General features: G+C 54.7%; 22 protein-coding genes. 8 read left to right on the forward strand and 14 right to left on the reverse strand.

The genetic code is table 11. From position 1 onward, the window contains the following. Positions 1-30: 30 nt before the first annotated feature. The 9 genes from bamA to rpsB form a co-directional block, all read right to left on the reverse strand. Positions 31-2460: an outer membrane protein assembly factor BamA gene (bamA, locus tag AC007G_RS15670; protein ID WP_032689407.1), complete on the reverse strand. Its 2430-nt coding sequence runs from the start codon at positions 2458-2460 to the stop codon at positions 31-33. A gap of 31 nt (positions 2461-2491) precedes the next feature. Then, positions 2492-3844 carry a sigma E protease regulator RseP gene (rseP, locus tag AC007G_RS15675; RefSeq protein WP_032689408.1) on the reverse strand — a complete coding sequence of 451 codons (1353 nt, stop codon included), beginning with the start codon at positions 3842-3844 and terminating at the stop codon, positions 2492-2494. Between the two features lie 11 nt (positions 3845-3855). Then, a complete protein-coding gene (gene cdsA, locus AC007G_RS15680; RefSeq protein WP_032697297.1) occupies positions 3856-4713 on the reverse strand; it encodes a phosphatidate cytidylyltransferase in 858 nt (285 codons plus the stop codon). 12 nt (positions 4714-4725) lie between these two features. Then, positions 4726-5484 (reverse strand): (2E,6E)-farnesyl-diphosphate-specific ditrans,polycis-undecaprenyl-diphosphate synthase, encoded by a 759-nt coding sequence (gene ispU, locus AC007G_RS15685; RefSeq protein ID WP_004858119.1) that lies wholly within the window; start codon positions 5482-5484, stop codon positions 4726-4728. A 249-nt stretch (positions 5485-5733) separates the two neighbouring features. Continuing rightward, on the reverse strand, positions 5734-6936 hold the full coding sequence (ispC, locus tag AC007G_RS15690) for a 1-deoxy-D-xylulose-5-phosphate reductoisomerase (protein WP_046853075.1): 1203 nt from the start codon (positions 6934-6936) through the stop codon (positions 5734-5736). Positions 6937-7175: 239 nt separating this feature from the next. Continuing rightward, positions 7176-7733 carry a ribosome recycling factor gene (gene frr, locus AC007G_RS15695; RefSeq protein ID WP_004858114.1) on the reverse strand — a complete coding sequence of 186 codons (558 nt, stop codon included), beginning with the start codon at positions 7731-7733 and terminating at the stop codon, positions 7176-7178. 150 nt (positions 7734-7883) lie between these two features. Continuing rightward, positions 7884-8609 (reverse strand): UMP kinase, encoded by a 726-nt coding sequence (gene pyrH, locus AC007G_RS15700; RefSeq protein WP_004858112.1) that lies wholly within the window; start codon positions 8607-8609, stop codon positions 7884-7886. Between the two features lie 147 nt (positions 8610-8756). Then, on the reverse strand, positions 8757-9608 hold the full coding sequence (gene tsf / locus AC007G_RS15705; protein WP_015585106.1) for a translation elongation factor Ts: 852 nt from the start codon (positions 9606-9608) through the stop codon (positions 8757-8759). Positions 9609-9725: 117 nt separating this feature from the next. Beyond that, entirely contained in the window at positions 9726-10451 is a 726-nt protein-coding gene (gene rpsB, locus AC007G_RS15710; protein WP_032689411.1) for a 30S ribosomal protein S2, read from the reverse strand. A gap of 323 nt (positions 10452-10774) precedes the next feature. Between rpsB and map the strand changes: the two genes are divergently transcribed. From map to AC007G_RS15730, 4 genes are all read left to right on the forward strand, one after another. After that, positions 10775-11569: a type I methionyl aminopeptidase gene (gene map, locus AC007G_RS15715; protein WP_032689412.1), complete on the forward strand. Its 795-nt coding sequence runs from the start codon at positions 10775-10777 to the stop codon at positions 11567-11569. Between the two features lie 59 nt (positions 11570-11628). After that, the gene (gene glnD, locus AC007G_RS15720) at positions 11629-14292 is read left to right on the forward strand and encodes a bifunctional uridylyltransferase/uridylyl-removing protein GlnD (protein WP_032698105.1); all 2664 of its coding nucleotides are present in this window, start codon (positions 11629-11631) and stop codon (positions 14290-14292) included. 35 nt (positions 14293-14327) lie between these two features. Beyond that, positions 14328-15152: a 2,3,4,5-tetrahydropyridine-2,6-dicarboxylate N-succinyltransferase gene (gene dapD / locus AC007G_RS15725; RefSeq protein WP_004858103.1), complete on the forward strand. Its 825-nt coding sequence runs from the start codon at positions 14328-14330 to the stop codon at positions 15150-15152. A gap of 107 nt (positions 15153-15259) precedes the next feature. Beyond that, complete coding sequence (locus AC007G_RS15730) at positions 15260-15649, forward strand: DUF3461 family protein (RefSeq protein ID WP_004858100.1); 390 nt, start codon at positions 15260-15262, stop codon at positions 15647-15649. 90 nt (positions 15650-15739) lie between these two features. Here AC007G_RS15730 and AC007G_RS15735 read toward each other — a convergent pair whose 3' ends face one another. The 3 genes from AC007G_RS15735 to dgt form a co-directional block, all read right to left on the reverse strand. Then, on the reverse strand, positions 15740-16897 hold the full coding sequence (locus AC007G_RS15735) for a CdaR family transcriptional regulator (protein WP_032689414.1): 1158 nt from the start codon (positions 16895-16897) through the stop codon (positions 15740-15742). 179 nt (positions 16898-17076) lie between these two features. Next, complete coding sequence (degP, locus tag AC007G_RS15740; RefSeq protein WP_004858096.1) at positions 17077-18516, reverse strand: serine endoprotease DegP; 1440 nt, start codon at positions 18514-18516, stop codon at positions 17077-17079. Positions 18517-18651: 135 nt separating this feature from the next. Continuing rightward, complete coding sequence (dgt, locus tag AC007G_RS15745; RefSeq protein WP_142630723.1) at positions 18652-20166, reverse strand: dGTPase; 1515 nt, start codon at positions 20164-20166, stop codon at positions 18652-18654. Positions 20167-20250: 84 nt separating this feature from the next. Here dgt and mtnN point away from each other — a divergent pair, with 84 nt between their 5' ends. The 3 genes from mtnN to AC007G_RS15760 all read left to right on the forward strand — a co-directional run bounded on the left by mtnN (position 20251) and on the right by AC007G_RS15760 (position 22508). Beyond that, the gene (gene mtnN / locus AC007G_RS15750; protein WP_032697294.1) at positions 20251-20949 is read left to right on the forward strand and encodes a 5'-methylthioadenosine/S-adenosylhomocysteine nucleosidase; all 699 of its coding nucleotides are present in this window, start codon (positions 20251-20253) and stop codon (positions 20947-20949) included. After that, the gene (gene btuF / locus AC007G_RS15755; RefSeq protein ID WP_032697293.1) at positions 20942-21742 is read left to right on the forward strand and encodes a vitamin B12 ABC transporter substrate-binding protein BtuF; all 801 of its coding nucleotides are present in this window, start codon (positions 20942-20944) and stop codon (positions 21740-21742) included. The genes mtnN and btuF overlap by 8 nt, the downstream gene beginning before the upstream one ends. Positions 21743-21884: 142 nt before the next feature. Further along, a complete protein-coding gene (locus AC007G_RS15760; RefSeq protein ID WP_032689418.1) occupies positions 21885-22508 on the forward strand; it encodes a TRIC cation channel family protein in 624 nt (207 codons plus the stop codon). Between the two features lie 56 nt (positions 22509-22564). Here the strand turns inward: AC007G_RS15760 and erpA are convergent, their stop codons facing one another. Both erpA and clcA read right to left on the reverse strand, forming a co-directional pair. Next, positions 22565-22909: an iron-sulfur cluster insertion protein ErpA gene (gene erpA, locus AC007G_RS15765; protein WP_004858085.1), complete on the reverse strand. Its 345-nt coding sequence runs from the start codon at positions 22907-22909 to the stop codon at positions 22565-22567. Between the two features lie 81 nt (positions 22910-22990). Continuing rightward, positions 22991-24409 carry a H(+)/Cl(-) exchange transporter ClcA gene (gene clcA, locus AC007G_RS15770; protein WP_049267597.1) on the reverse strand — a complete coding sequence of 473 codons (1419 nt, stop codon included), beginning with the start codon at positions 24407-24409 and terminating at the stop codon, positions 22991-22993. A 178-nt stretch (positions 24410-24587) separates the two neighbouring features. Between clcA and hemL the strand changes: the two genes are divergently transcribed. After that, entirely contained in the window at positions 24588-25868 is a 1281-nt protein-coding gene (hemL, locus tag AC007G_RS15775; protein WP_032689420.1) for a glutamate-1-semialdehyde 2,1-aminomutase, read from the forward strand. Positions 25869-25902 lie beyond the last annotated feature (34 nt).

The following is a 25902-nucleotide window of genomic DNA, read 5'->3' on the forward strand; positions in this document are numbered from 1 at the left end:
ACTGCACTTACATTCCATTGCTGCCCGCAATTACCAGGTTTTACCAATGTTAAACTGGAACTGCTCGGCCTTGTCTCCTTCGTACTTTTTAAACGGTTGGGCGTAGGAGAATACCAACGGCCCCAACGGCGACATCCACTGCACCGCAATACCAGCGGACATACGGATGTTGCTCGGATCACCGTAATCCGGATAACCCGCATAAGCGCTCGAATCCCAGTGAGTATCCCACACGGTACCCATATCCCAGAAGAAGGAGGTACGGACCGAGTTAGCATATTTATCGCTGATAAACGGCGTCGGTGTAATCAGCTCCAGGCTGGCAACGGCCATGGCGTTACCGCCGACTGCATCATCCGATTTACACGGCGCAGACTCAGTGCTCTTACAGTTACTGTCATAGTTATCATCGCCATCGTGGCGATTGCTGGCCGGGAAATAAACCGCTTTCGGACCAATGGTGTTCGACTGGAACCCGCGCACGGTGCTTGAACCACCGGCGTAGAAGTTCTCGTAGAACGGCATCTCTTTGCTGCCAATACCGTCGCCATAGCCGAAGCGAGTACGTCCGAGAACCACCCATTTATGATCGTTGTCGATCGGTACATAGGTCGCCGTATCCAGCGTAGCTTTGTAGTATTCGTTATCCGAACCTGGAATGGTCACTTTACCATTCAGGTTGACACGCGAACCTTCCGTCGGGAAGAAGCCGCGGTCGAGCTTGTTATAGGTCCAACCGTAGTTGAAGGTGAAGTCGTTGGCGCTGAATGAGTTTTTATCATCGGTGTTTTCCGGATATTGACCCATCGAGTTCAGATAACGCCACATCGACACCTGCGGCTGCATATTGGACAGGGAGTTATGGACATACCCTAAGCCCGCGCGCAGCGTATTGTATTCGTTGATCGGGAAGCCCAGCGTAACGTCCGTACCATAGCTTTTGTTGGTATAGTCAGACAGATCCGCGTCGTTCGCGTCGAAGTCGTTATAGAAAATACGACCACCGAGACTCACGCCATCAACGGTGAAATACGGGTTAGTGACCGACAGTTCAGTATAGGTCTGGTAATCGTTTTTGGTGCCGTTAATTCCGACGGAATAGCCGGTACCCAGCCAGTTGTCCTGCTGAACGCCGGCCTGGAAGCTCACACCGCTTTCCGTACCGTAGCCGATACCAAAGTTGAAGCTACCGGTGTTACGTTCTTTGACCTTATAGACCACGTCGACCTGATCCGGGCTGCCCGGTACGCGCTGCGTATCGGTATCAACCGTTTCGAAATAGCCGAGACGATTCAGACGATCCTTACCCTGATCGACCAGGTCGCTACCCAGCCATGCCCCTTCCATCTGACGCATTTCGCGACGCAGAACGGAGTCTTTGGAGGTATCGTTGCCCTCGAAGCGAATTTTACGTACGTAGTAACGGTTGCCCGCATCGACGTTGACGTGCAGCTTCACGGTCTTATCGCTATCGTTAATTTCCGGCTGAGACTGGACGCGCGGATAAGCGTAGCCATAGCGACCGAGGAGTTTCTTAATATCATTCTCCATTTTGGTCACTTTGGCGCCGTTATACAGCTCGCCCGGCTCCACTTTGGTCAACGCTTCGATTTCTGCCGAATGCCCCGCCAGATCGCCCGTCACCTGCACACCGGACAGCTTGTACTGGTCGCCTTCGGTGATGTTTACGGTGATGTAGATGCCTTTTTTATCCGGCGTCAGGCTCACCTGGGTGGAGTCGATGTTGAAACGTGCGTAACCGCGATCCAGATAGTAACTGCGCAGGGTTTCGAGATCCCCGGCCAGCTTCTGCTTCTGGTATTTACGATCGCCGACCACGTTCCACCACGGCACTTCATCGCGCAGCTGGAATGTTGAGATCAGTTCATCGGTACTGAACGCATGGTTACCGACAATGTTAATCTGCTGGATTTTCGCCGAGACGCCTTCCTGGAATACCAGTTTCAGGTCGACGCGGTTACGCGGCAGCGGGGTCACGACAGCTTTTACGCTGGCGCTGTACTTACCGACGCTATAGTAGAAATCTTCCAGCCCTTTCTCGATATCAGCGAGGGTCGTGCGGTCAAGGGACTCCCCAACGCGAACGCCGGATGCCTCAAGGTTTTGCTTGAGCATGTCATCCTTCACCGATTTGTTACCGGAGAAAGTGATGCTGGCAATCGTTGGGCGCTCTTTCACCTGCACCAACAGGGTATCACCATCGCGCAGGACGCGGACGTCCTCAAAGTTGCCAGTGGCAAACAAAGCACGAATGGTGTTACTGATATCATCATCGGTCACCGTATCGCCAGGACGCACGGGCATACTGAGGAGGGCCGCACCAACAGCGACACGCTGCAAGCCTTCGAAATGAATGTCCTTCACCACGAACCCTTCAGCACCGTATACGGTTGCGCTGCTAAACAGCAGCGACGCTATGAGCAACTTTTTCATCGCCATCGTTATTATGCGTTCTTCCTAACAAACTCTCTTATAACCGAGAGAAATCATTGAAAAGTGCAAGCCCCATTAACAACACCAGCAGTATTGAGCCAATGCGATAACTAAAGTCTTGAACTCGCTCGGATACCGGCCCGCCCTTCAGCTTTTCAATCGCCAAAAATAGCAGGTGCCCCCCGTCCAGGACGGGAAGCGGGAACAGATTGATTATTCCGAGGTTCACGCTAATCAACGCAAGGAACATCAGATAGTAAATCAATCCAAACTCCGCTGACATTCCAGCCCCCTGGGCGATAGAAATCGGCCCGCTGAGGTTGTTCAGTTTGACATCACCGGTTATCAATTTACCCAGCATCCTGACGGTTAATGACATCAGTTGCCAGGTTTTATCCGTGGCTTCAGCAATGGCGGCAAACGGCCCGTACTGACGCACTGTCTTATATTCATCAGGCAGCGGGATGACCTTAGGCACTACCCCTGCAAACCCTTCGGCTTTACCTTTTGCGGCTCGGCTATCTGGCGTCAGCGTAACAGACAAGGGACTCCCCTGTCGCTCGATGTCCAGAATCAGCGCCTTACCCGGATTATCACGCACCAGATTTACAAACGTCATCCACTGCGTTAACGGTTGACCATCGACTTTAACGATCCTGTCGCCCGCTTGCAAACCGGCCTTCTGCGCCGCCGAGCCAGATTGTACTTCAGCCAGCACCGTATCAATCTGCGCGCTGCGAGGCTGAATACCCAACGAGGTCACCGGATCTTGTTTATCCGGCTCAAACGCCCAGTGCCGCAGATCGAGGATTTTATCCTGGCGCTGACTGCTCCCGAAAGGGGCGACCGTAACTATTGTTTGCTCGTCGCCAATCTTCGAGACCAGCGCCATACGCACTGCATCCCAATCAGGCGTTTCGATGCCATCTATCGCTTTAAGTTCCGTTCCTTTTGCAATTTGTGCGTGTGCGGCAATCGAGTCGGGTACTATTTCACCAACAACCGGACGGACGCCAGGAACACCGATGATAAACACCAGCCAGTAGGCAAAGATGGCAAAAATGAAGTTGGCGACAGGGCCTGCGGCAATGACGGCCGCACGCTGGCCAACGGTTTTGTTATTGAAAGCGTAGTGGCGCATCTCTGGCGCCACCGGCTCGACGCGTTCGTCGAGCATTTTGACATAGCCGCCGAGTGGAATAAGAGCGATGACGAATTCCGTTCCCTGCTTGTCAAAACGTCGCCATAACGCTTTACCAAAGCCGATGGAAAAGCGTTCAACGCGAACGCCGCAGCGACGAGCCACCCAGAAATGGCCAAACTCATGCACGGTGATCAATACGCCCAGCGCAATGATAAAGGCAGCCAAATTCCAGAGAACGCTTAGCATAAAACCTTCCGTCAAATCGTCCTGAAGACCAACAATAGCAGACAAGCAAACACCGGTACCGCCGCCGTCAGGCTATCGATACGATCCAGTATTCCACCGTGTCCGGGAATCAGATGACCGCTATCCTTAATGCCGGCCTCTCGCTTAAACATACTCTCTGTCAGATCGCCCAGCACCGATGCCAGTGCCGCAACAACGGAGCACACCAGCAATACCGTTGGGGTAACATCCAGATTTGCCCACTGGCCGTAGGCCCAGGAGATGACCGCCGCCGTCACCAGACCACCGAAGAACCCCTGCCAGGTTTTACCCGGAGACACTTTCGGTGCCAGCTTATGCTTGCCGAACATCTTGCCAAACATATAGGCGCCAGAATCCGCGCCCCAGACCAGAATCATCACGTACAGCAGCCACAGCGCGCCGCTGTAATGGTTATCCGCATAATGCCAGGCACGCAGCGCCAGCATGCCCCAGAAGAACGGGACGATAGTCAGAATACCAAAGATCAGCCGCAGCACCTTCGAGTTGCGCCAGAAAGCCGCGGACGCCGGGTAAGAAAGCACCAGCAGCAGCGCCACAATCCACCAACCAAACGACGCCCAGAGCGATCCTTCAACCAACGGTTGATGAACGTCGTAGTGATATTCCGGCATCAGGAAAAGCATCAACGCCAGTAACAGGCCACACAGCAGCGCCAGCCAGATGCGTTGTGAAGTTGAAGTGAAACCGCTAAATTGCCCCCACTCCCACGCAGCGAGCATACACACCACGAGCGTGACGATGGCAAAACCCGCAGGCGGCAACAGAAAAAGCGCCGCAATGACTACGGGGATTAAAACGAAAGCCGATATCAGGCGATACTTCAGCAAAAGTGACCCCCATCAGGCATGATTGCCACCCGGCTCAGTGCCGCCGAAACGACGCTCTCGATTAACAAAGGCATGGAGTGCACCTTCAAAGTCCTGTTCTGCAAAATCGGGCCAAAGAACATCGGTAAAGTAAAGTTCGGCATACGCAATTTGCCAAATCAAAAAATTACTGATGCGATGCTCTCCCCCGGTCCTAATAACTAAATCTACAGGTGCCAGTTCATGCATACAGACCTGCTGACTCAGCATGTCTTCCGTGATCTGTTCGGGCCGAAGTAACCCGTTCTGAACCTGTTCGGCCAGATTGCGGACACCCTGAATAATATCCCAGCGCCCACCGTAGTTCGCCGCAATATTCAGCGTTAAGCCGGTGTTGTTCTCCGTCAGCGCTTCCGCTTTGCGGATACGCTCCTGCAGGCGCGCATTAAAACGCGTCGTCTCGCCGATGATCCGCAGGCGGACGTTATGCCGATGCAAGCTTTTCACTTCGCTATCCAGCGCCCAAACGAACAGCTCCATCAGAGCACTGACTTCCTGCTCCGGGCGGTTCCAGTTCTCGCTGCTGAATGCATATAGCGTCAACGCTTCAATACCATTGTTCGCCGCGAAGGAGACCGCGCGACGAACCGACTTCGCCCCGGCTTTATGGCCGAATGCGCGAATTTTTCCTTGCTGTTTCGCCCAACGACCGTTGCCGTCCATGATAATGGCGACATGACGACAGCCATGCGCAGGCGATATTTCGCTGACAGTGTGATTAGCAGACAACATAACGCGTTTTAAGTCCATAATAAGGATTAGCCAAGCCACTAAACGCGAGCAACCGGTCAGCGCTGTATACGCATTTTTATCCAGTGCCGAAGCTACAGCTAATCGCAGAGAACAACCCAAAGCTTTACGCAAAAAAGCCGTGTTTTTCCACGGCCACCACAATCTTTTACAACAAAATGCAACGATTGGGTGGCGCAGACTATATCACCGAAGCCCAGCGCCCACAAATATCACAACGTGTCGTGAGGTTCAGCCCCGCGTTGTCAGATGTTTTATCTGCTTCTGCGCAACGACCCTGGCCTGAGCGTCAATAACCAGCACTTCATCAATGCTTTGCGGCTCATCCAGCGTCAGTTGATCCAGCACCGCCAGGTTGACTCCCGCAATATCGGTAAAGCGAATCTCTCCGGCCAGGAAGGCTGCCACTGAGATTTCGTTTGCCGCATTCAATGCCGTTGTAGCCGCCTGACCTTGGTCAAATGCGTCCATCGCCAGCTTGAGGCACGGATAGCGCCCGTAGTCCGGCGCGGAAAAGCTCAGCTGGCTCAACTGGCAGAAGTCTAATGCCGGCACGCCAGAATTCAGGCGGTCTGGCCAGCCCATCGTATGGGCGATAGGCGTGCGCATATCCGGTTCACCGAGCTGTGCAATGACGCTGCCGTCAAGATAACGCACCATCGAGTGAATGACGGACTGCGGATGGATCAGCACTTCCATCTGCCGGGCTGAAGCGTTGAACAGCCAGCGGGCTTCGATATATTCCAGCCCTTTGTTCATCATCGTGGCGGAATCGACAGAGATTTTGCGTCCCATTGACCAGTTGGGGTGACGGCAGGCCTGATCCGGCGTCATCGCCGCCAGCTCCGCTATCGCCGTTTCCCGGAAAGGACCACCGGAACCGGTCAGCAGAATCGACAATACGCCGTTCTGCGTTAAGTCAGCGTATCCAAGATTATGCTGTACGGTTACAGGCATACTCTGAAAAATCGCGTTATGTTCGCTGTCCACGGGCAGCAGGTGCGCACCATACTGCTGTACCGCATCCATAAACAGGCGTCCGCAGGTGACCAGCGACTCTTTATTCGCCAGCAGCACCGTTTTGCCGGCACGGATGGCGGCCAGCGTAGGCACCAGTCCCGCAGCACCCACAATCGCCGCCATCACCTGGTCAACGTCGTCCAGCGCAGCCACTTCAGCGGCAGCCTGCTGGCCGCTTAATACCTCAGTGCGGCTACCGCTTTCACGCAGGCGGATGCGCAGCGCGTCGGCGCTTTGTACATCGTCCATAACCGCGTAGCGGGGAGAAAATTCCAGACATTGTTCAACCATGCGGTCGACATTTTTCCCTGCGACCAGCGCAGCGATGGAAAAGCGATCGGGGTTATGGCGCACCACATCCAGCGTGCTGCAGCCAATTGAACCGGTCGAACCGAGAACGGTTAATTGCTTCATGAGATGTCCAGAAGAATTGAGACAGGATAAAAAGAAAAACGCCGCCAGTAAGCCCTTACGCCACAATTACCCGGGAGCAGGTCGGCGGTCTATCACCTTCAGCAAGCGTGCCAAAGGCTACAGGGCCGACCGTTTTAACACAATCCCAGGAATTGAGCGTTCGGTCTTCTGTACGGCGTTTCAGACTTAACGCCCGCAGCCCATCAATAATAGTGGGCGGCGAGCGTATCGGCAGAGAATCAGAACTGCATCAGTTCCGCTTCTTTATCGGCCAGCGCCGCATCCACTTTCTTAATGGCGGCGTCAGTCATTTTCTGCACGTCGTCCTGAGAACGGCGATCGTCATCTTCGCTGATCTCTTTGTCTTTCAGCAGCGCTTTAACTTTGTCGTTAGCATCACGACGCACGTTACGGACAGACACGCGAGCCTGTTCGGCTTCGGCACGCACGATCTTAGTCAGATCTTTACGACGTTCTTCGGTCAGCGGCGGCAGCGGAACGCGGATGTCGGTACCCGCAGAGCTTGGGTTCAGACCGAGATCGGAAGCCATGATCGCTTTCTCAACGGCCGGGCTCATCGAGCGATCGAATACGTTGATTTTCAGAGTACGGGAGTCTTCTACCGTGACGCTTGCCAGCTGACGCAGAGGCGTCGGCGTGCCGTAATATTCCACGACAATGCCATCCAGCAGACTGGGAGAAGCACGACCCGTGCGTATTTTGCTGATTTGGGTTTTGAACGCTTCGACGCATTTTTCCATGCGTACTTCAGCATCTTTTCTGATATCGCTAATCACGTTACGAATCCTTGAAAACTTGTCTCAGACAGACCAGACGGTCGCTCACCGTAAAAGTGAGCTAAGTATAGTCAGGTTTAATGCAAATCACCGGGCAATAAGCCCGCGAAAGTAAGGCGGAATATTACCCGGATTTGGCGCTGACGGGAATTATTCCGTAATCAATGTGCCTTCTTTTTCGCCCATCACCACGCGACGCAGTGCGCCTGGTTTATTCATGTTGAAGACGCGAATCGGCAATTTATGGTCACGCGCCAGGGTAAAGGCGGCTAAATCCATGACTTTCAGTTCTTTATCGAGCACTTCGCTGTAAGTCAGCTGATCGTACATGGTGGCAGACGGGTCTTTGGCCGGGTCAGCGGTAAACACGCCGTCGACTTTGGTGGCTTTCAGTACCACATCGGCTTCGATTTCAATACCACGCAGGCAGGCAGCGGAGTCGGTGGTGAAGAACGGGTTACCGGTACCTGCAGAAAGAATCACTACGCGATTGTTACGCAGCAGGCTGATGGCTTCCGCCCAGCTGTAGTTATCACACACGCCATTCAGCGGAATCGCTGACATCAGGCGAGCGTTCACATAGGCGCGATGCAGTGAGTCACGCATTGCAAGGCCGTTCATCACCGTTGCCAGCATGCCCATGTGGTCGCCCACAACGCGGTTCATCCCCGCTTTCGCCAGCCCAGCACCACGGAACAGGTTACCGCCACCAATCACTACGCCAACCTGAATACCCAGTTCAACCAGTTCTTTGATTTCCTGAGCCATACGGTCAAGTATGCTTGCATCAATACCGAAGCCTTCCGAACCCTGCAGAGCTTCGCCACTTAACTTAAGCAGAATACGTTTGTAGACGGGTTTTGCATTGGTAGCCATGTTTCTTTCCTGAGACTGTCAACGAGTGAGATGAGTTAATTCTGGCGACATTGTATGCCGCTTTTCAGCACAGCCACTATAAGCGATGCGCTGAATTTACAAAACGGGCACAAAAAGAAGCCGCCCTCAGGCGGCTCCTTTTGAAAATTAAGACTGCTTGGACATCGCAGCAACTTCTGCTGCAAAGTCAGTCTCAACTTTCTCGATGCCTTCGCCCACTTCAAAGCGGATGAAGCCAGTAACGTCGGCATTGTGCTCTTTCAGCAGTTGAGCAACAGATTTGCTCGGGTCCATAACGAAAGGCTGGCCGGTCAGAGAAACTTCGCCGGTGAATTTCTTCATGCGGCCTTCAACCATTTTCTCTGCGATTTCTTTCGGCTTACCAGACTGCATCGCGATGTCCAGCTGAACCTGGTACTCTTTCTCAACCACTTCAGCAGAAACGTCTTCCGGCTTAACGAATTCCGGCTTGCTTGCTGCGATGTGCATTGCCAGCTGTTTAACCAGCTCCTGGTCAGCGCCTTTAGCCGCAACCAGAACACCGATACGTGCGCCGTGCTGGTATGAACCCAGAACGTCGCCTTCCAGGGAAGCCACGCGACGGATATTGATGTTCTCACCGATTTTAGCAACCAGCGCAACACGCTCTTCTTCGAACTGTGCTTTCAGAACTTCAACGTCAGTGATTTTGCCAGCGACTGCAGCGTCCAGTACTTTATTAGCAAATGCCTGGAAACCACCATCTTTAGCAACGAAGTCAGTCTGGCAGTTAACTTCCAGAATGATGCCGTAGGTACCGTCGATCTTAGTGATGATCACGCCGTCAGCAGCAACGTTACCTGCTTTTTTCGCCGCTTTGATTGCGCCAGATTTACGCATGTTTTCGATTGCCAGCTCGATGTCGCCGTTTGCTTCGGTCAGCGCTTTTTTGCAATCCATCATGCCTGCGCCAGTACGCTCACGCAGCTCTTTTACCAGGGATGCGGTAATTTCAGCCATTCTTAAATCCTCGGGAGATGTGAACTGCCCGGCCGGGGGCCAAACAGTATAAATTGAAAAAAGGGGCCGAAAATGGGCCCCTATTCATACACGGTACTAATAAGGGGTGAAACCTTATTATTCAGCTTCTACGAAGCTTTCTTCCGCCTGAGAAGCCAGATCCTGAGAACGACCTTCACGCACGGTTGCAGCTACAGCGCCCAGGTACAGGCTAACAGCGCGGATTGCGTCGTCGTTACCCGGGATAACGAAGTCTACGCCGTCCGGATCGGAGTTAGTATCAACGATAGCAAATACCGGGATACCCAGGTTGTTTGCTTCTTTGATAGCGATGTGCTCGTGGTCAGCGTCGATAACAAACAGTGCGTCCGGCAGGCCGCCCATGTCTTTGATACCGCCCAGGCTGTTTTCCAGCTTGTCCAGCTCACGAGTGCGCATCAGCGCTTCTTTCTTGGTCAGCTTCTCGAAAGTACCGTCCTGGGACTGAGTTTCCAGGTCTTTCAGACGTTTGATGGACTGACGAACGGTTTTCCAGTTAGTCAGCATGCCGCCCAACCAGCGATGGTTCACGAAGAACTGGTCGCAGCTGTTAGCAGCTTCTTTTACCGCTTCGCTTGCAGCGCGTTTAGTACCAACGATCAGAATCTTGCCTTTACGAGCAGAGATCTTGTTCAGTTCAGCCAGAGCTTCGTTGAACATCGGTACAGTTTTCTCAAGGTTGATGATGTGAACTTTGTTACGCGCGCCGAAGATGAAAGGCTTCATTTTCGGGTTCCAGTAACGGGTCTGGTGACCAAAGTGAACACCAGCCTTGAGCATGTCGCGCATGGAAACAGTTGCCATGTTTAAAACCTCTATAGATAAAGTTGGGGTTATGCCTCCACGTATCCCATATTACCGACCCTAAAGGGCACCCCGGAATATGTGTCGATACGTGTGTGTTATTTACACAAAGTGAGATTTGTCGCTTCAGTCCATCCTGTGTAGTACGAAATGGAACGGAAGTCCGGCGCGCTTTATACCACAAAACCCGATCGGAAACCAACTGTTGTTGACGCTGAGTGCTGTTAATGATTCTCAATTTGGCACCAGGACACCCGGACTGTTAACATTGACAGGAATAACTCTATTATTGTCGAAAAAACCGACACAGCTGGACACAATCCATGGCTATATCTATCAAAACATCTGAAGACATCGAAAAAATGCGCGTCGCCGGCCGCCTGGCCGCTGAAGTGCTGGAAATGATCGAACCCTACGTTAAACCGGGCGTCAGCACCGGCGAACTGGACCGCATCTGTAACGATTATATTGTTAACGAACAGAAAGCGATCTCCGCCTGCCTCGGCTACCACGGTTACCCGAAATCCGTGTGCATCTCTATTAACGAAGTCGTCTGTCACGGGATTCCTGACGACGAAAAACTGTTGAAAGACGGCGACATCGTCAACATTGATGTCACGGTAATTAAGGATGATTTCCACGGCGACACCTCTAAGATGTTCATCGTCGGCAAACCGACGATTCTCGGCGAGCGCCTGTGCCGCATTACCCAGGAAAGCCTGTATCTGGCGCTGAAGATGGTTAAGCCAGGAATCAACCTGCGCGCGATCGGCGCAGCCATCCAGAAATTCGTCGAAGCGGAAGGTTTCTCGGTGGTGCGTGAATATTGCGGTCACGGTATCGGCCGCGGTTTCCATGAAGAACCGCAGGTGCTGCATTACGACTCTCCTGAGACCAATGTGGTGCTCAAGCCGGGCATGACCTTTACCATCGAACCAATGGTTAATGCCGGCAAGAAAGAGATCCGCAGTATGAAAGACGGCTGGACGGTGAAAACCAAAGACCGGAGCTTGTCTGCGCAGTACGAGCATACTATTGTGGTGACAGAGAACGGCTGTGAGATTCTGACATTACGCAAGGATGACACCATCCCGGCGATAATCTCGCACGACGCATAACGAAAAGCCGGCGCCCGCCGGCTTTTTTATGGGCGATAGTTTTTTCTTATGGTGACGCGATGAGCAACTCTTTACCTGACACTGTCTCCCCTACCCTCTCCGGTCAGCCTGAGAATCCGGGTAGCTGGCCGCAAGGTGATTTGAACTGTGCCGCCATCAAGGCACATCTCGATATTTTCCAGCGCTGGCTGGGCGAAGCGTTTGATAGCGGTATCGCCGCCGGGCAGCTAATCGAAGCGCGAACCGAATTTATCGACCAGCTGCTCCAGCGTCTGTGGATTGATTACGGCTTTGGTCCGGTCAGCGACCTGGCGCTGGTGGCGGTCGGCGGATATGGCCGCGGCGAGCTGCACCCGCTCTCCGACGTCGACCTGCTGATTCTCAGCCGCAAGAAGCTCTCCGACGAGCAGGCGCAGAAAGTCGGCGAACTGCTGACCTTGCTGTGGGACATCAAGCTCGAGGTTGGCCACAGCGTGCGCACGCTGGAAGAGTGCCTGCTGGAAGGACTGTCCGATCTTAGCGTCGCGACCAACCTGATTGAATCTCGCCTGCTGATTGGCGATGTAGCCCTGTTTCTTGAACTGCAGAAACATATCTTCAGCGATGGTTTCTGGCCCTCAGAGAAGTTTTTTGCCGCCAAGGTCGAAGAGCAGAACATCCGCCACCAGCGCTACCACGGCACCAGCTATAACCTCGAGCCGGACGTGAAAAGCAGCCCCGGCGGCCTGCGCGATATCCACACCCTGCAGTGGGTCGCCCGCCGCCACTTCGGCGCCACCTCGCTGGATGAAATGGTTGGCTTCGGCTTTCTTACCGAAGCCGAACGTAACGAGCTTAACGAATGTCTGCACCAGCTGTGGCGGATTCGCTTTGCACTGCACCTCGAGTTAAACCGTTACGACAACCGCCTGTTATTCGACCGCCAGCTCAGCGTCGCCCGCCGGCTGCGCTACGAAGGCGAAGGTAATCAGCCTATCGAATACATGATGAAGGATTTCTTCCGCGTCACCCGGCGGGTCAGCGAACTGAATCACATGCTGCTCCAGCTGTTTGATGAAGCAATCCTCGCTCTCACCGAAGATGAAAAGCCGCGGCCCATCGATGATGATTTTCAGCTGCGCGGCACGCTGATTGACCTGCGCGACGACACGCTGTTTATCCGCGAACCGCAGGCAATCCTGCGCATGTTCTATATTATGGTGCGTAACAGCAACATCACCGGCATCTACTCGACGACCCTTCGCCACCTGCGCCACGCGCGGCGCCACCTGACGCAGCCGCTGTGCTATATCCCGGAAGCGCGCGCGATTTTCCTCAGCATGTTGCGCCACCAGGGGGCGGTCAGCCGGGGGCTGTTGCCGATGCACCGTCACAGCGTACTGTGGGCCTATATGCCGCAGTGGTCGCATATTGTGGGCCAGATGCAGTTTGACCTCTTTCATGCCTATACGGTCGATGAACATACGATCCGCGTGCTGCTGAAGCTGGAAAGCTTCGCCAAAGAAGAGACCCGCAGCCGCCACCCGCTGTGCGTGGAACTGTGGCCTCGCCTGACCCACCCGGAGCTGATTCTGATTGCCGCCCTGTTCCATGATATTGCCAAAGGTCGCGGCGGCGATCATTCGGTCCTCGGCGCCCAGGATGTGCTGAAATTCGCCGAGCTGCACGGACTTAACTCACGGGAAACCCAGCTGGTGGCCTGGCTGGTGCGCCATCATCTGTTGATGTCAGTCACCGCTCAGCGCCGTGATATCCAGGATCCGGAAGTCATCAAGCAGTTTGCCGAAGAGGTGCAGACCGAAAACCGCCTGCGCTACCTGGTGTGCCTGACCGTCGCCGATATCTGTGCGACCAACGAAACCTTGTGGAACAGCTGGAAGCAGAGCCTGCTGCGCGAGCTCTATTTCGCCACCGAAAAACAGCTGCGTCGCGGGATGCAAAGTACGCCGGATATGCGCGAACGAGTACGCCATCATCAGCTGCAGGCGCTGGCGCTGCTGCGGATGGAAAATATTAATGAAGAGGCGCTGCATCAAATCTGGAACCGCTGCCGCGCCAACTACTTCGTGCGCCATACGCCTAACCAGCTCGCCTGGCACGCCCGCAATTTGCTCAAACATGACCTGAGCAAACCGATGATCCTGCTTAGCTCGCAGGCCACGCGCGGTGGGACCGAAATTTTTATCTGGAGCCCGGACCGCCCGTATCTGTTTGCCGCCGTCTGTGGTGAACTGGATCGCCGCAACCTCAGCGTCCACGATGCCCAGATTTTTACCACCCGCGACGGCATGGCGATGGACACCTTTATTGTGCTGGAGCCGGACGGCAGTCCGCTTTCCGCCGATCGCCATGAAATGATCCGTCACGGTCTGGAACAGACCATCACCCAACGTAGCTGGCAGCCTCCGGCCCCGCGCCGTCAGGCGGCGAAACTTCGCCATTTCTCCGTCGTTACCGAAGTCAATTTCCTGCCGACGCACACCGACAGAAAATCGTTTCTTGAGCTGATTGCGCTCGATCAGCCGGGTCTGCTGGCTCGCGTGGGTCAGGTGTTCGCCGACCTCAATATTTCGCTTCACGGGGCGAGAATTACGACAATTGGTGAGCGAGTAGAAGATTTATTTATAATCGCGACGGCGGACCGGCGTGGGCTTAATAATGCGCTACAACAAGAAGTACAACAACGGTTGACAGAGGCCCTCAATCCAAACGATAAAGGGTGACGAACTTTTAATGTGTAAAGAGAAAGAGTAAAACAATGCAGCAATTACAGAATGTTATTGAGTCCGCTTTTGAGCGTCGCGCCGACATCACGCCGGCAAATGTGGATACCGTAACCCGCGAAGCGGTTAACCAGGTGATTTCTCTGCTTGATTCCGGCGCGCTGCGTGTCGCTGAAAAGATCGATGGCCAGTGGGTCACCCATCAATGGCTGAAGAAGGCGGTTCTGCTCTCTTTCCGTATTAACGATAACCAGGTTATCGACGGTGCGGAAAGCCGCTACTTCGATAAAGTGCCGATGAAATTCGCTGACTATGATGAAGCGCGTTTCCAGAAAGAAGGCTTCCGCGTGGTTCCGCCGGCGGCGGTTCGTCAGGGCGCATTTATTGCCCGCAACACCGTGCTGATGCCGTCCTACGTCAACATTGGCGCCTACGTTGATGAAGGCTCCATGGTAGATACCTGGGCCACCGTGGGTTCCTGCGCGCAGATCGGTAAAAACGTGCACCTGTCCGGCGGCGTCGGCATCGGTGGCGTCCTGGAGCCGCTGCAGGCTAACCCGACCATTATCGAAGACAACTGCTTCATCGGCGCACGCTCTGAAGTGGTTGAAGGCGTGATCGTTGAAGAAGGTTCCGTGATCTCCATGGGCGTGTACCTGGGTCAGAGCACCAAAATTTACGATCGCGAAACCGGCGAAGTCCATTACGGCCGCGTTCCGGCGGGCTCAGTGGTGGTTTCCGGCAACCTGCCGTCGAAAGATGGCAAGTACAGCCTGTACTGCGCCGTTATCGTGAAGAAAGTGGATGCGAAAACTCGCGGCAAGGTCGGCATTAACGAACTGCTGCGTACCATCGACTAAGCAGAATAAAAAGCGGGAGATATCCCGCTTTTTTTATATTTGAAGCTGGCGGAGATGGATCTTTTCGTTAATTATTCAAAGGTTATGATGATATCAAAGGTACCGTTATGTACGATAATCTGAAAAGTCTTGGCATTACCAATCCTGATGAGATCGATCGCTATAGCCTGCGGCAGGAAGCCAACAACGACATTCTGAAAATCTATTTTCAGAAAGACAAAGGCGAGTTTTTCGCCAAAAGCGTCAAGTTTAAATACCCGCGTCAGCGTAAGACCGTTGTCGCAGATGGCGTAGGCCAGGGGTATAAAGAGGTTCAGGAAATTAGCCCGAATCTGCGCTACGTTATCGATGAGCTGGATCAGATCTGCCAGCGCGATCGTACCGAAGTCGACCTCAAACGTAAGATCCTTGACGATCTGCGTCATCTGGAAAGCGTCGTCACTCATAAGATCAGTGAAATTGAAGCCGATCTGGAAAAACTGACGCGCAATAAATAAGTGGGTTTTAGCTCCCTGGCCGGCGATGCTTTCCGGGGAGAGACCAACAACAACCCGGATAAGGCATTGTGTCGCTATCCGGGCTCTCTTCTAGCGCTGTTCATCCAGCTGCAGCGCAATATAAAGCAGCAGACGATCGTCAAAATTCCCCAGGTCCAGCCCCGTCAGTTCTGCGATACGATTCAGGCGATACTCCAGCGTATTACGATGAATAAACAGCGCCTTTGACGTCGCCAGCGGCTGCACGTTATGGCGAAACCAGGCTTGTAGAGTACGTCGCAGCAGACCGTTATTATCCATCGCCTTCAGCCGGACCAGCGGACGGGCGAGCTCATTGGCCTGCCAGCCGCCGCGCAGGCTATCGAGCAGCACCGGCAGCATCAAATCCTGATAAAAAAAGCTGCGGCTCTCGGGCATCCGCTGCTTACCGACCATCATCGTGGTGCGCGCGGTGCGGTACGAACGGGCGATGCTGCCGGGGCCGGTAAAAAAGTTACCCAGCGCCACACGAAAGCGCAGCTGGCCGTTTTCTTTCATTCGGGCGATCAGCTGATCGATTCGTTTGCAGTGATCCTCCGCGTCCCAGCGGCCAAACGCATTCAGCGCGGGCTTGAGGACCACCATCTCGGTCAGGGAGACAATCGCCACCAGATTATTGCGATCCGGCGTGGTCAGGGCGGTCTGCAGCTGCTGTAGCTCGGCCATGGCGCTGTCCACGCCAAGCTGGCCGCTATCCACTTCAATCATGGCAACCACGCGGGGCTGGTTCAGATCGATACCCAGCCGTTGCGCCCATTCGGTTAACGCGGGCGTATTCTCTTCTGCCTGAATCAGGTTCATCACCAGCTCTTCACGCAGGCGGCTATCCTGGGCCAGAAGATGCATCAACCGCGACTGCTCCAGCATCATCTCGGCGGTCATGCACACCAGCTCGCCATATTTGCGCAGCGTTTCGGGTTCGCCGGTGAGGCCAATCACACCGACGATCTCCCCCTCCAGACGCAAAGGCAGGTTAATCCCCTGACGCACGCCGTGTAGATGACGAGCAACCGCATCGTCAATATCCACGACCCGCCCCTGAGAAAGCACCAGCAGCGCCCCTTCGTGCAATTCCCCAATTCGCTCGCGATCGCCGCTACCGATAATGCGCCCACGGGCGTCCATTACATTGATATTGGTATCAATGATGCGCATCGTACGCGCCACGATATCCTGCGCCATGTTGGTATCAAGATGCCAGCCAGCCATGTAACCCTCCCGTCAACAGGGGGTCAGCATAAAAGAGTTAACCGAACGTCGCATTGTGCATATGCATAAAGCAAAGCACAGAAGTATGGAGTTGCGGGTGGAGTCACAGAAAGGAGAGCGGGGCAAAAAAAAAGCCCCTTCCCTCGGCGAGGAGAAGGGGCGGGTTTAGCCGTTAGCGATTACTGCATCAGCAGATAGATAGTGCTATCGCCACGCTGGATGTTCAACGCCAGCACCGAAGGTTTGGCATCAAAGATTTTGCGCAGATCGGCGATATTTTTCACCGGCTGCTGGTTAGCGCCGACGATGATGTCGCCTTTCTTGAGGCCAATTTGTGCCGCCGGAGTCCCCGCTTTCACATTATTGACCACCACACCTTTGTCCTGACCTTTGTTGCTCATTTCCGCACCTTCAATACCATTGAAGATGGTGCTGGAGTCAACCTGAGTCTGGTTGCTCTGCTGCAGTTCGACGGTCGCATTGACCGCTTTGCCGTCGCGTACCAGTCCCAGCTGGACTTTGCTACCGATAGGCATCGTACCCACCTGAGCACGCAGCGCGGCGAAGCTGCTGATAGGCTTACCGTTCAGCGAGGTAATCACGTCACCGGCTTTGATCCCTGCTTTCGCCGCCGCAGAACCCGGCATCACCTGGCTGACGAAGGCACCGCGCTGCGCATCGACCTTCATGGCTTTCGCCAGTTCAGAGTTCAGCTCGGTCCCCATAATACCCAGCTCGCCGCGTTTCACCTGGCCATACTTGACCATCTGCTCGGTCAGGTTTTTGACCATGTTGCTCGGGATGGCAAAACCGATACCGATATTGCCGCCGTCCGGCGCCAGGATCGCGGTATTAATCCCGATCAGTTCGCCGTTCAGGTTAACCAGCGCACCGCCGGAGTTACCGCGGTTGATCGCCGCATCGGTCTGGATAAAGTTTTCGTAGTTTTCTACGTTCAGGCCGCTACGGCCAAGCGCGGAGACAATACCCGAAGTGACGGTTTCACCCAGACCAAACGGGTTACCGATCGCCACGGTATAGTCGCCGACGCGCAGCGCATCGGAATCTGCCAGCTTAATCGCCGTCAGGTTTTTCGGATCCTGAATCTGGATTAGCGCAATGTCGGAACGCGGATCTTTGCCAACAACTTTGGCATCAAACTTACGTCCGTCGCTCAGCTGTACTTTAATCGTGGTCGCATTATCCACAACGTGGTTATTGGTCACGACATAGCCTTTAGCCGCATCGATAATGACCCCGGAGCCCAGAGCCATAAATTTCTGCTGCTGGCCGCCATCACCCGGCGCCCCGCCGCCCTGTCCACCGCCCTGACAGAACGGAGAACTCTGGAACGGCGAACCATCCTGGCAGAACGGCGAATTATCACCAAAGAACTGCTGGAAGTTACGCGGCATCCGCGGCGTGTTGACCGTCGTGCTACCCTCAACATTAATGCTGACAACCGACGGCATCACTTTTTCCAGCATTGGAGCCAGGCTTGGCATTTGCTGTGTACTTGAGGCCGAAGAGGACGTTTCTGCCGCGCTCGCAGAGAGCGGGGATAACGCCAGACCTAAACTCAGAGCCAGTGCACTCATTGCTAACGTGGTTTTTTTCATATGTCTCATATCTCGATTTTAGATAACGCAAATTGCTATGTATGTGACTATCAGAGTCATTTTATCGCGCTAAGTTCCGGAATTAAGCATCTGGAAAAAGTAAAAATTTATTGTCCGTCTTTACAAAACCTGTACTTATTCCACCGCCATCAAGCGCCGATATTCATCCCATGCATACAAATCCGTCATCCCACTGATATAGTCCTGTATCAGACGGCAGCGATAATAATATTCCATCACAGGAAATTCTTCATCATCGCGCGAAATCTTATTTACCGCTTCAACATAGGCCAGCCGATGACGCGTCGAAAGTTTCTGGAACAAGCGTGAGGCGATAGGTAAGCTCCTCACCCGCTCTTTCTCCACTAATAAGCTGAACTCCTCCAGCGATAATTTTAACAGCGGCTCATAGATATCCAGAAGACCGCTAATCACCCGATAGCCTTGCAATTCCAGCTGTTCCACGTCAGGATGACTAAACACATGTTTTATCGCGACATTTTTATATAGTTCCAGCAGCTGACTGCAGTCGCTATCGTCCTCAAGCAGCGCATGATTAAAATCACCGGCAAAGATCTTCGGCAAATTATCGATAAACCGGCGAGCTGCATAGGGCACCAGTTTATTCAGCGTATTGACTCGTAAATACATAAAGAACTGATCTTCCGTACTTCGACTCAGAGAATTCGCGCGCGATTTGTCCCATGCATTTTCTACCACCTGCGAAAATAAAGATCCTTTTTCATGCTGCCCCCACGCCTCGTGAAGCAGCTGATAAAGTTGCTCTACGCTGAAAATACGTTTTTCTACCGCATCCTCAAGATCGGCCACACAATATGAGATATCGTCCGCCGCCTCCATAATCCAGGTCAAAGGAAAACGATTGTAAGGAGCCAGATCCAGTTCTTTACGCAACCTCGCAATATAGCCCTCTTCGGCTAAATAATAACCAGGCTTCTTCATCAAATAACTGTGGCTGGAGGGAAGTTCTCCCCGCCACCACGCCGGGCGCGTATATTTTAGAATGCAGCCAACCTGCGCCCATGTCAGATTCATCCGCATCAGGGTATGCACTAAGCGAATACCCTGCGCGTTGCCTTCAAACCAGCACAGATCTTGACGAACTTTGCTCCGCAGCCCATTCAGTTCGTCAGCGCCCTCCTGCAAACGGAGCGCCGCCACCGTGCAGCTATCCTGCGCTAACGACGCACCGGCCGCATCGTCAGGCGCGAGCCGCTGACGGAACCAGTCATTAATCGCCGCCTCGCCAAAATGGCCGAACGGCGGATTGCCGATGTCATGCATCAGACAGGCCATCTCCACCACGCTCTCAAACGGCCCGCTGAGCTCATCCAGCCCGTAGGCTTCCAGCAGACGCTGCTCTTTCAGGCGGCTGAGGATCTCTTTGGCGATATAGCGCCCCACCTGCTGAACTTCAAGGGAGTGGGTTAAACGCGTACGCACCGCGGCATTACGTTCCAGCGGGAAGACCTGGGTTTTTTGCTGTAAACGGCGGATTGCCGGCGAGTTGATAATGCGCCCGCGGTCGCTTTCAAAAATACGCAGGATCTCACGTTCCGTTTCGACCCCCTGCGGCGAGCGGTAGCGCCGACGCCAGTTAATCTTGTTGCGAAAATCAATCTTTGCCATGGCCTCTCCCGCGCGAGCAATAACGTTTCCCTTTGAGTGCATGATAGACTATGCAACTAAACCTGACACATCGCGAGTAAATCTATGAAAATCGGCATTATTGGCGCTATGGAAGAAGAAGTTACCCTTCTGCGCGACAAAATCGAAAACCGTAAGACGTTGACCCTTGGCGGAAGCGAAATTTATACCGGCCAGCTGAACGGCACCGAGGTCGCTCTGCTGAAATCGGGTATTGGCAAAGTGGCGGCCGCCATGGGCGCAACCCTGCTGCTGGAGATTTGCAAGCCGGACGTGATTATCAACACCGGCTCCGCAGGTGGACTGGCGTCGACGCTGAAAGTCGGCGACATCGTCATCTCCGACGAGACACGCTACCACGATGCCGATGTCACCGCCTTTGGTTATGAGTATGGCCAGCTGCCAGGCTGCCCGGCAGGCTTCAAAGCCGACGATAAGCTGATTGCCGCTGCGCAAAGCTGTATCGAAGCGCTGAATCTGCACGCGGTGCGCGGCCTGATCGTCAGCGGTGACGCCTTCATCAACGGGTCGGTCGGGCTGGCGAAAATCCGCCACAACTTCCCGCAGGCCGTAGCGGTTGAAATGGAAGCAACGGCGATTGCCCATGTTTGCCATAACTTCGGCGTGCCGTTCGTGGTCGTACGCGCGATTTCCGACGTTGCGGATCAGCAGTCTCATCTGAGCTTTGATGAGTTCCTCGCCGTTGCTGCCAAACAGTCCACGCTGATGGTGGAAAAGCTGGTGCAGACGCTGGCGCGTGGCTAAGTTGCTAAAACGGGCGCTTGCCGCCCTGCTGCTGCTTACCCCGGCGTGGCTCTTCGCCGCGCCACGGGTTATCACGCTGTCACCATCCAATACCGAACTGGCCTTTGCCGCCGGCATTACGCCGGTTGGCGTCAGCAGCCATTCCGATTATCCACCGGAAGCGGCCGGTATCGAACAGGTCGCCAGCTGGCAAGGGATGAACCTGGAACGCATCGTCGCGCTGAAGCCGGATCTGATTCTGGCATGGCGCGGCGGCAATGCCGAACGGCAGGTTAATCAACTGAGCGCGCTGGGGATCAAGGTACTCTGGGTCAATACCGCGACGATTGAAGAGATCATTTCGACGCTGCGACAGCTGGCACAGTGGAGTCCGCAGCCGGAAAAGGCTCGCGCATCCGCGCAGCGAATGCAGGACGACTATGATGCCCTCAAAGCCCGCTACGCACATACGCCGAAAAAACGCGTCTTTCTGCAGTTTGGCGCCAATCCTCTTTTTACCAGCAGTCGGGGATCGATTCAGGACCAGGTACTGACGTTGTGCGGCGGCGACAACATTTTTGCCTCCAGCCCGGTTCCCTGGCCCCAGGTGAGTCGTGAACAGGTCCTGGCGAGGCAGCCTCAGGCGATTGTTATCCCTGGCGATGTCAGCAGACTCCCTGCTGTTGAACGCTACTGGCATCAGCAGTTAAAAATTTCCCTGATTGCAGTAGATGGCGACTGGTTTGAACGCGCAAGCCCGCGTATTATCCTCGCCGCAAAACAGCTCTGCGAGGCGCTCGGGCAGGTCAAATAGCACCGCTTGCGCAGGGCAATAACGACATCCGCTACAGAGAACGCCAGTGTAACCGACATACGTCCGGTTGGCGGAAGCTGTGCGGATGCAATTTGGTGAGTAAAAATAGCCTGAGGAACCGGGCGCTTAACGAGAACTGACGATGCTTGTCTATTGGCTGGATATTATTGGCACCGCCGTATTTGCTATCTCGGGCGTATTGCTGGCCGGTAAACTCCGGATGGACCCCTTTGGCGTGCTGGTGCTCGGCGTTGTCACCGCCGTGGGCGGTGGAACCATTCGCGATATGGCGCTCGCCAACGGCCCGGTGTTCTGGGTAAAAGACCCCACCGACCTGGTGGTGGCGATGGTCACCAGCATGATGACCATTCTGCTGGTGCGCCAGCCACGCCGGCTACCGAAATGGATATTGCCGGTGCTTGATGCCGTTGGTCTGGCGGTATTTGTCGGCATCGGGGTGAATAAAGCGTTTCTGGCCCACAGCGGCCCGCTGGTCGCTATCTGTATGGGTGTCGTCACCGGCGTCGGCGGCGGGATCATTCGCGACGTACTGGCGCGCGAAATTCCGATGATTTTGCGCACGGAAATCTATGCCACGGCCTGTATTGTCGGCGGTATCGTGCACGCCACGGCCTATGACACTTTTCATGTTTCGCTGCAGAATTCGGCGATGATGGGGATGGTCGTCACGCTGATGATTCGCCTTGCGGCTATCCGTTGGCATCTGAAGCTGCCGACTTTTGCTCTCGACGATAACGGGCGCTAAACGGGGAAATTGCCCCGGCGGAGAAGAGCTACCGGGGCGAGAATCCAGTGCGGGAATCAGACGCTGAATGAAGACCCGCAGCCGCAGGTGCTTTTCGCATTCGGGTTGGTCACGATAAAACGCGAGCCTTCCAGGCCTTCAGTGTAGTCGACGGCACCGCCGACCAGATACTGCAGGCTCATCGGATCGACCACCAGGCCTACGCCCTGTTTTTCGATGGTCATATCGCCTTCGTTAACCTGATCGTCAAAGGTGAAGCCGTACTGAAAACCACTGCAACCACCACCGGTGATATACACACGCAGTTTCAGGTTTGGATTGTCTTCATCTGCAATCAGGAATTTTACTTTTTTGGCTGCAGCTTCAGTAAACTCCAGCGGCAACGCTACGTCATCACTCATTTTATGCTCCCATTGATACTTCTGACCGGTTAAAGAATAACCCGACCTTATGAGCCATTATCTAATACCCTGGTAAATCGTTCAAGTATTCTCCCCGGCAACCTGCTGCGCTTTTGCCGCCTGTTCTGCGGCCTGCTTCGCCAGCGTGCGCTCCAGGATCGTGGAATACAAAGGCTTACCGCCAAGGAATTGCGCCAGTAGTGTTGCGCCAAGACAGGTAATAATCATTGGCAAAATGAGCTGATAGTTATCGGTCATCTCCAGCACCAGCACAATCCCGGTCAGCGGAGCGCGGATTGACGCCGCCAGCAGGGCCCCCATTCCGGCAATCGCAAAGGTCCCGGCATCCAGATGATAGGCCGGCAGCATCGGCGTGACCGCCATCCCGAAGGCGGTTCCCAGCAAGGTTCCCAGCGCCAGCATCGGCGCAAAAATGCCGCCGGGCGCCCCGGAGGAGAAACAGAGTAATGTGGTTATCACGCGGGCGATAAAGATAAACAGCAGCAGTCCCACGGAAAAGTTGCCCGCCGCAGCAATCGGAATCAGGTTAAAGCCGCCCCCCGCCGCCGCCGGTTGAATCAGCCCGAGAACGCCGCACATCCCGCCGATTAACCCGCCGATTAGCACCCACTTCTTCGTATTGCCGCCATGAATACGCTGGAACATATCCTGGGTGCGCAGCACCAGGCTATTAAACAGCGGGCCAACGCAGCCAAAAATCATCCCCAGGATCAGGTACAGCCACAGCGTATTCACCGGCGCATCGCTCAGCTTGCCGACCTCAATAATCGCCGATTCGCCATTAAAGATACGGAACACAATGCTCGACATGATCACGCCGGTAAAGACGGCTTTAATCGAAATCAGGTTGTAGCGAAACTGCGGGCGCATCTCTTCGATAATGAATAAAATCCCCGCCAGCGGCGCGTTAAATGCCGCAGAGAGCCCCGCCGCAGCCCCGGTGGCCAGCAACGTGTGGCGCGCTTCGGGGCTGCGCATGCGGAAAATATCCAGCACCATTCGTCCGACGTTGCCGCCCAGCTGTACCGTTGGCCCTTCGCGACCGAGCACCATGCCAGCGCCCAGCGTCCCCATCCCGCCGATAAATTTCACCGGCAGCACTCGCCACCAGCGAACCGGACGCAGCTCTTCCAGCGCCCCTTCGATCTCCGGTATGCCGGATCCCCCCGCCTCCGGCGCGAAACGGCGCACCAGAAAATAGCCCACCATCGCCAGCAACGCAGATAAAATAAAGGCCAGCGGCCAAATCAGGAACCCGTGATCCGCCACCTGCACCAGCGAACCGATGCGCATGTTCTGCACCCAGTTGACGCTCTTTTCAAAGGCGACCCCCACCAACCCTGCCAGCGTGCCGACCACGGCGGCCATCAGCAGCACCGCCAGCGGCGTTTTGTCACGTTGAACTAATCGACGTACCACATCGCCACGACGCAAGCGCACGATTTGTTTTGCTTCAAAAGTAGAGGCTTCTGTTTTCATACTCTTATCGTCAATAGTCATACAAATACGAAGGGGACATTTTAGCCTTCTGAACGTCCTACGTCGCGGGAAAAATGCACCGGCTGCGCTTTGTTTCAATTGGGCAAAACTTTCATAACTATCCTGGAATAACTTAGAATAACCAGCAAAACATTTATCACGAACCAGGATCATGGCAATGAGCAAATCTGAAACACTCTATAGCGCCGCACGTGAACTCATACCCGGCGGCGTGAACTCGCCGGTCCGTGCCTTTAGCGGCGTGGGCGGTACACCGCTGTTTATCGAACGCGCCGACGGCGCCAGACTGTACGATGTCGACGGTAAAGCGTATATCGATTATGTCGGCTCATGGGGACCTATGGTGCTGGGCCATAACCATCCGGCCATTCGCAACGCGGTGATTGAAGCCGCGGAACGCGGCCTGAGCTTTGGCGCACCGACGGAAATGGAAGTCAAAATGGCGGAGCTGGTGACCGAACTGGTCCCCACGATGGATATGGTGCGGATGGTGAACTCCGGTACCGAAGCAACCATGAGCGCCATTCGCCTGGCCCGTGGCTTTACCGGCCGTGACAAAATCATCAAGTTTGAAGGGTGCTATCACGGCCATGCCGACTGTCTGCTGGTGAAAGCGGGCTCCGGCGCGCTGACGCTGGGCCAGCCGAACTCACCGGGCGTACCGGCTGATTTTGCTAAACATACCCTGACCTGTACCTATAACGATCTGACTTCCGTTCGCGCCGCGTTTGAGCAGTATCCGCAAGAGATTGCCTGCATCATCGTCGAGCCGGTAGCCGGCAACATGAACTGCATCCCACCGCTGCCGGAGTTCCTGCCGGGCCTGCGGGCGCTGTGCGACGAATTTGGCGCGCTGCTGATTATCGATGAAGTGATGACCGGCTTCCGGGTGGCGCTGGCGGGCGCGCAGTCATACTACGACGTAGTCCCGGATCTGACCTGTCTGGGCAAAATCATCGGGGGCGGCATGCCGGTCGGCGCATTTGGCGGTCGTCGCGAGGTGATGGATGCCCTGGCCCCGACCGGCCCGGTGTATCAGGCCGGAACCTTGTCTGGTAATCCGATAGCCATGGCAGCCGGTTTTGCCTGCCTGACCGAAGTCGCGCAGCCGGGCGTCCACGAAACGCTAACGGATTTAACCAATCAGCTCTCTCAAGGGCTGCTGGATGCCGCACGCGAAGCGGGCATTCCGCTGGTGGTGAATAATGTGGGCGGCATGTTCGGCCTCTTCTTTACCGATGCCGAGACGGTCACCTGCTATCAGGATGTGCTGAAGTGCGACGTTGAACGCTTTAAGCGTTTCTTCCATCTTATGCTGGAAGAAGGCGTCTATCTGGCGCCATCGGCGTTTGAGGCCGGCTTTATGTCGATAGCCCACACCCCTGATGATATCAACGATACCATCGCCGCCGCCCGTAAGGCGTTTGCGAAGCTGTAATGCAATGCCGGGCGGCGCAAGCTTGCCCGGCCTG

It is taken from the genome of Klebsiella sp. CSG-1, from assembly GCF_056521145.1.

Bases quoted from the DNA above. Each gene is read 5' to 3' on its own strand.
- dapD (WP_004858103.1), top strand. From the start codon at position 14,328: ATGCAGCAATTACAGAATGTTATTGAGTCCGCTTTTGAGCGTCGCGCC.
- dgt (WP_142630723.1), bottom strand. From the start codon at position 20,166: ATGGCAAAGATTGATTTTCGCAACAAGATTAACTGGCGTCGGCGCTAC.
- map (WP_032689412.1), top strand. From the start codon at position 10,775: ATGGCTATATCTATCAAAACATCTGAAGACATCGAAAAAATGCGCGTC.
- hemL (WP_032689420.1), top strand. From the start codon at position 24,588: ATGAGCAAATCTGAAACACTCTATAGCGCCGCACGTGAACTCATACCC.
- degP (WP_004858096.1), bottom strand. From the start codon at position 18,516: ATGAAAAAAACCACGTTAGCAATGAGTGCACTGGCTCTGAGTTTAGGT.
- pyrH (WP_004858112.1), bottom strand. From the start codon at position 8,609: ATGGCTACCAATGCAAAACCCGTCTACAAACGTATTCTGCTTAAGTTA.
- erpA (WP_004858085.1), bottom strand. From the start codon at position 22,909: ATGAGTGATGACGTAGCGTTGCCGCTGGAGTTTACTGAAGCTGCAGCC.
- glnD (WP_032698105.1), top strand. From the start codon at position 11,629: ATGAGCAACTCTTTACCTGACACTGTCTCCCCTACCCTCTCCGGTCAG.
- mtnN (WP_032697294.1), top strand. From the start codon at position 20,251: ATGAAAATCGGCATTATTGGCGCTATGGAAGAAGAAGTTACCCTTCTG.
- tsf (WP_015585106.1), bottom strand. From the start codon at position 9,608: ATGGCTGAAATTACCGCATCCCTGGTAAAAGAGCTGCGTGAGCGTACT.
- rpsB (WP_032689411.1), bottom strand. From the start codon at position 10,451: ATGGCAACTGTTTCCATGCGCGACATGCTCAAGGCTGGTGTTCACTTT.
- clcA (WP_049267597.1), bottom strand. From the start codon at position 24,409: ATGAAAACAGAAGCCTCTACTTTTGAAGCAAAACAAATCGTGCGCTTG.
- ispU (WP_004858119.1), bottom strand. From the start codon at position 5,484: ATGTTGTCTGCTAATCACACTGTCAGCGAAATATCGCCTGCGCATGGC.
- AC007G_RS15760 (WP_032689418.1), top strand. From the start codon at position 21,885: ATGCTTGTCTATTGGCTGGATATTATTGGCACCGCCGTATTTGCTATC.
- AC007G_RS15735 (WP_032689414.1), bottom strand. From the start codon at position 16,897: ATGGCTGGCTGGCATCTTGATACCAACATGGCGCAGGATATCGTGGCG.
- bamA (WP_032689407.1), bottom strand. From the start codon at position 2,460: ATGGCGATGAAAAAGTTGCTCATAGCGTCGCTGCTGTTTAGCAGCGCA.
- AC007G_RS15730 (WP_004858100.1), top strand. From the start codon at position 15,260: ATGTACGATAATCTGAAAAGTCTTGGCATTACCAATCCTGATGAGATC.
- rseP (WP_032689408.1), bottom strand. From the start codon at position 3,844: ATGCTAAGCGTTCTCTGGAATTTGGCTGCCTTTATCATTGCGCTGGGC.
- ispC (WP_046853075.1), bottom strand. From the start codon at position 6,936: ATGAAGCAATTAACCGTTCTCGGTTCGACCGGTTCAATTGGCTGCAGC.